Origin of the sequence: Geobacillus sp. WSUCF1, from assembly GCF_000422025.1 — a bacterium.
GTDB classification, from domain to species: domain Bacteria; phylum Bacillota; class Bacilli; order Bacillales; family Anoxybacillaceae; genus Geobacillus; species Geobacillus zalihae.
Window position 1 is genome coordinate 1 of sequence record NZ_ATCO01000109.1, and the last position, 5,395, is coordinate 5,395.

General features: G+C 44.0%; 4 protein-coding genes and 3 pseudogenes. 6 read left to right on the plus strand and 1 reads right to left on the minus strand.

What is annotated here, in order from left to right:
* Window positions 1–72: 72 nt before the first annotated feature.
* From I656_RS05570 to I656_RS19920, 6 genes and pseudogenes are all read left to right on the plus strand, one after another.
* Complete coding sequence (locus tag I656_RS05570; protein WP_020755639.1) at window positions 73–951, plus strand: IS982 family transposase; 879 nt, start codon at window positions 73–75, stop codon at window positions 949–951.
* Between the two features lie 21 nt (window positions 952–972).
* Window positions 973–1,419, plus strand: a pseudogene (locus I656_RS05565) (dTDP-glucose 4,6-dehydratase); the annotation flags it as partial.
* Window positions 1,416–2,276 (plus strand): dTDP-4-dehydrorhamnose reductase, encoded by an 861-nt coding sequence (gene rfbD, locus I656_RS05560; protein ID WP_020755641.1) that lies wholly within the window; start codon window positions 1,416–1,418, stop codon window positions 2,274–2,276. The pseudogene I656_RS05565 and the gene rfbD, both read left to right, overlap by 4 nt.
* A complete protein-coding gene (locus I656_RS05555; RefSeq protein WP_020755642.1) occupies window positions 2,273–3,340 on the plus strand; it encodes a glycosyltransferase family 2 protein in 1,068 nt (355 codons plus the stop codon). Before rfbD ends, I656_RS05555 begins: the two co-directional genes overlap by 4 nt.
* Window positions 3,341–3,484: 144 nt before the next feature.
* A complete protein-coding gene (locus I656_RS18700) occupies window positions 3,485–3,772 on the plus strand; it encodes a hypothetical protein (protein WP_033005992.1) in 288 nt (95 codons plus the stop codon).
* A gap of 350 nt (window positions 3,773–4,122) precedes the next feature.
* A pseudogene (locus tag I656_RS19920) lies at window positions 4,123–4,320 on the plus strand (transposase); the annotation flags it as partial.
* Between the two features lie 272 nt (window positions 4,321–4,592).
* On the opposite strand, the pseudogene I656_RS0115970 reads toward I656_RS19920, so the two are convergent.
* Window positions 4,593–5,395: pseudogene (locus I656_RS0115970) on the minus strand (ISLre2 family transposase); the annotation flags it as partial.

Here is a 5,395-nt window from a genome sequence, read left to right on the forward strand (position 1 = left end):
ATAAAAATAGCCCTTGCCTGCGGATCTCCTGTAGAATGAAAGTGCGACCTACCATTCGAAAGGAGAATCCCCATGCAAGAGCACTTTCATTTTACTACAGATCGGGCCAAGATTCAAAAGCAATATGCAGCCATTTTCTTTTTTGTTTCTGCCCAACTTTCATGCATTCAGGTGCATCTTCATCGTCGAAATCGCCATTTGGTAAAGCAAGAGGACGCTGTCATCATTGCCATTCATCTTTTAGGAAAGCTGCTCGGTTTTACTTCTGAACGGGCGTGGCATCGCTTTGTGATCGGGAACTTGGTCCCAAAGGAGAAATTTCTGGAACGTTCCCGGTATCATCGTCGTTGTCGATCACTGCGTTTTGCGATCAAATGGATTCGCCATGAATTGGCGAAACGCGGGCAGCACCATGCCTACGCTGTGGTGGATAGCTTGCCAATCGAGTTATGTCATGCCGTGAGAATGGATCGGGTCAAACGGTTTCAAGGAATCGCCGATATCGGGTATTGTGCTTCGAAAAAGCAATGGTACTACGGGTTTAAGCTGCACCTTCAAGTTACAGATCAAGGTCTGCCGATGGGATATGTGGTGACGGAAGCATCTTGTCATGATCGAATAGCAGCCGAAAGCGTCATGACCCAAATTCCTCATCCCTATAACTTCGGGGACAAAGGGTTTATTAGCAGTGACTTGCAAAAAAGGCTGTACGAAGAGTACCAAATGGCGCTTTGGACTCCGTCTCGAAAAAACCAGAAACATTGCTCGTCCGAGGCATGGGAGAAATGGATCCAACAAAAACGCAAAGTGATCGAGACGGTGTTCTCGGTTCTGGTTGACCAATACCGGATCACAGAGATTCGAGCGAATTCAATGATCGGATTTGAAGTAGCGCTCGATGGCATATTGTTAGCCTATTCGCTGGTCACACTAGGGCTAGTTGAGTTCTAACGCTCAACTAGCACCACGGGTCTAATTCCATTAATGATAACAAATGCATTAGAAGGTAAAGAGCTTCCTATTTATGGCAATGGACAACATATTCGTGATTGGCTTCATGTTAAAGACCACTGTGCCGCTATTGATTTAGTTATTCATAAAGGTAAACCAGGAGAAGTATATAATATCGGTGGGCATAATGAACGGACAAATAACGAAGTAGTCCATTTAATTGTTGAAAAACTTGGGGTTTCAAAGTCGTTAATTAAATATGTATCGGATCGCCCAGGGCATGACCGTCGCTATGCAATCGATCCCACGAAAATTATGACAGAACTCGGATGGAAACCACAATATACGTTTGACAAGGGAATTGAGGAAACTATTCAATGGTATATCAATAATTCAGATTGGTGGAAACGTATTAAGTCCGGAGAGTACATGGCTTATTACCAAAAGCAATATGGTGAAAGAGAATGAGTAAACAAAAAATATTAGTTACTGGTGCAAAAGGACAACTCGGCACAGAGATGGTCAAATTGTTAAAAGACATGGAATATGAAGTATATGGATATGGACGAACAGAACTCGATATAACGAATTTTCAGCAAGTGAAAAGTGTTATTGACCATATCCATCCTAATGTTGTTATTCACACTGCTGCTTATACAAAGGTAGATGCAGCAGAGTCCGAACCAGATCAAGCATTTTTAGTTAATGCATACGGAACAAGAAACGTAGTCGTAGCATCAGAACATATAGGTGCTAAGTTTGTTTATATAAGTACCGATTATGTGTTTGACGGCACCGCAAACGCACCTTATAACGAGTTTGCTTTTACGAATCCAATAAGCGTATATGGAAAAAGTAAACTAGCCGGTGAACAGTTTGTTAGAGACCTTCACTCTAAATTTTTTATTATTCGAACATCGTGGGTTTACGGGAAACATGGAAATAATTTTGTGAAAACAATGTTAAAACTTGCACAAGAACAAAAAGAATTGTTTGTCGTTGATGATCAAATTGGATGCCCAACTTATACAGTTGATTTATCTAGCTGCATTTTTCAACTTATTCATACTGAGAAATATGGGGTCTACCATATTTCTAATTCAGGCCATTGCTCTTGGTATGAATTTGCAAAAGCCATTTTCGAAGAGGCCGATGTTAATATAGTAGTTAATCCATGTAAAACAAAAGATTATCCAAGACCGGCTCAACGCCCTCTGTATTCTGTATTGGATCATATGGCTTTACGATTAAATGGCTTTAAGGAGTTAAGGCATTGGCGAGAGGCGCTAAAGGAATTTATTAAAATTTATGGGGTGAAACCTTGACAACACTAGCGTTAGTCATGATTGTAAAAAATGAAGAGAGGCATCTTAGCCGTTGTCTGCAAAGTGTCAAAGGTATTGTTGATGAGATGGTTATTGTCGATACAGGATCTACAGATCGTACAAAGGAAATAGCTTATGCATTTGGTGCGAAAGTATTCGATTTTGAATGGGTGAATGATTTTTCCGCTGCTCGAAATTATGCACTTGAAAAATCCAAATGTGATTGGAACTTAGTATTAGATGCGGACGAATATATTATGAATGACTGCGGAAGTATTATACGTAACTTTATAGAAAAAAATGACAAAATAATTGGGCGGATTAAAAGGATTGATGAGTTTATTCAAGATGGCGAGAAGAGATATGCACAGTCTTATTTATCTCGGTTACTGCCTAAAGGAGTAAAATATGTCGGGAGAGTTCATGAACAGGTGAACTCTGATTTACCAAGAGAAAACTTGGATATAGAAGTATACCATGACGGATATGTTTATACAGATAAAACGGATCGAAACCTCAAGTTATTGTTGCTAGAATTGAGAAGAGATCCCTTTAATGATTATGTTTTGTATCAAGTAGGAAAACAATATAAGTTGCGGCAACAACTGCAACAAGCAGAATTATATTTCGAAAAAAGTTACCGTCTTGTCCCGTTGAAATCATGGTACCGCCATAGTCTCATTACTGATTATTTATATACGATTATAGGAAATAAATCGTTCGAGAAAGGCTTGAAATTAATTGAAGCTGAGCGGGACAGATTTGCCGATTCCCCAGATTTCCATTTCGCATGCGGTTTATTTTATATGGATTTAATTTTTAGCGATGTTAATAAATATATTCATTTATTTCCGCTCATTGAAAAATCTTTTCTTCGATGTTTAGAAATCGGGGAAACGGATAAGTATGACAGTGTGAAAGGGACGGGAAGTTTCCTTGCTTCTTATAATTTAGGAGTATTCCATGAGGTTCTTGGTAATACGGATAAAGCTATTTCATTCTATCAACAAGCAGCCAATGAACGATATGAAAGAGCTATAAAACGCTTAGAACTTCTAAGGTAGTTTTTATAAGTGCTATAGCATCCTCAAAATTGCTTTTGCTGATGCAGATATCTGGCTGAGAAAAAATAATAAGTCACATTAGTAGGCTTCCTTTCCTCGTTTCGGATGGCAGGGGTACCATGTCGCCTAATCGGGGCTGGCCATATGAAGCCACTGCCGTTTTTACTGCACCCAAAAGCCCGTTTCATCCACGTTGAAGAACCGGAGAAGGTAAATAAGGTTTCGGTGGAGAATCGAACGGATGCCGGCAAGGATGCCGCCGGCCTGCCTGTTGATTTCATTGGCGTTCCTTCACTGATCCGATGGCCAAAGATATCTTTCATGAGCTCTGTAGTCCGGCGATTAGGGAAGCAGTTGGTATTAGGTAAGATCTCACATTTCGCACCCTCCCAACGAAAATCGGGAGGATTTTTTGCGCCCATCGTCGAATGAATCCTTGACACACAAGGAAAGCATTCCTGTTGGGAGCTTTTCCGGGGGACTTGATCAAAAAAAGACCTCTTGGTATGATGCAGGGGTTTCAAACAATACCTACCATCAGATTCAGTCAAGACTTTGTGGAGAGCTTTTTTTCGGTTCACTACGGGCGTTGTTAATCACCGGTTAGTCAACCCCGAGTTCGACAGTTTTGAGGTCATTTTAGGCAAATGGAAATGACCAAAATGCTGTTATATCAAGGGTTTCGTAATGCGGATCCTAGGAAAAAACGCCGAATTTCATAGGCACACGATTTGTTCATTTTTTTTCTTTTAAAAATAAAGTTTATACGTTATAATATAGGCATGTACATACGACGAGTCACACGAAAAAATAAGGATGGAACAACCGTTGCTTATCTCCAGCTTGCTCACAACGAATGGGATCCGAAGGACAAATAGGCGAAAGCGAAGGTGATTGATTCGTTTGGGCGCGAAGATGAAGTGGATCGCGCCGTCTTGGAACGTCTGGCCAAAAGCATTTCGCGATTCCTTTCTCCTGACTCATGAATCGTGGCCGGAAGTAAGAGACGAATGCGAACGTCTCATGCTTGGACATTTTTCTACAAAAAACGGCGACCTTGATCAACGAACCGAACTGACGGCCAAACAAGCGCGGCTCTTTGCGGCTCTAGGGCTGGAGCCTCCTCCGAAGATCCTAGGCATCCATCCTCGCGCCTAGATACACGCCCAAAGTGTGCCCAAATGTCTCTCTTCCCTTTTGCATCAAGGGGCGAGAGGCATTTTGTTTGCCTAGTGACTGTCGAACTCGGGTTCCAGCTGCGGCGGGATTTCACCCGATGCGCGAACCGGCTCATCACGCTCTCGGCGTGGCCCATCGGACGCATGCCGGCCGTCTCCACCCCTTGCTCCGACAGCCACTTCTGATAGTCCCGGATGCATCCCGGCATCGACTCGATCCGGCGAATCAAGGCGGCCAGCTGTTGTTCTTTGCCTTCGTCCTCCAACGTGCCGACCGCGCTGTTCAGCTCGACCAAAAGTCCTTCTTCGTCTTGTTTCGCCAGCTTCTTCAGCATGTCCCGCCAACGCGGATGGCCCGAGAGGTATTGGCGCAGCTCCCGCGCCACCATGGAACCGATCCAGCTGAAAGCAGGCTCGCTTCCCAAAATACTCCCGGCAGGCCGTGATCCATGGCGCTGCGTCGCCGTTGATGATCAACAAGTCCCGGCACGGGTCATAGGCAGATTCCTTCATCAGCCACTCTTTGAATCCTTCCCACACATCCCCCGGCCCTTCATGGAGCAGCAGCGCCGGTTCACGAGCTCAAGCTGCGAGCCGTTTCGTTTCCATCCCTCGTGAACCGCCAAGATTTTCTCTTCTTTTGCTCGTTTCCCTTTCCTCTGGCGGAAAATGAACAGTCCATCCGCCTCCACCAACAGCACTCGGCCATGCCGTTTGGAAACAGGGCGGTGCAGCGAGACAGGGGCCTCGAGCACCAGTTGGCGAATCGCCTCGTGGCTGAAGACCGCATACCCCACGATTGACTCGAGTGTGCGAGCTGCTTTGCGGTAGGAAGAGCACTCCACGGCCAACTCGACCGCCGTTTTCTCAAGGCAAG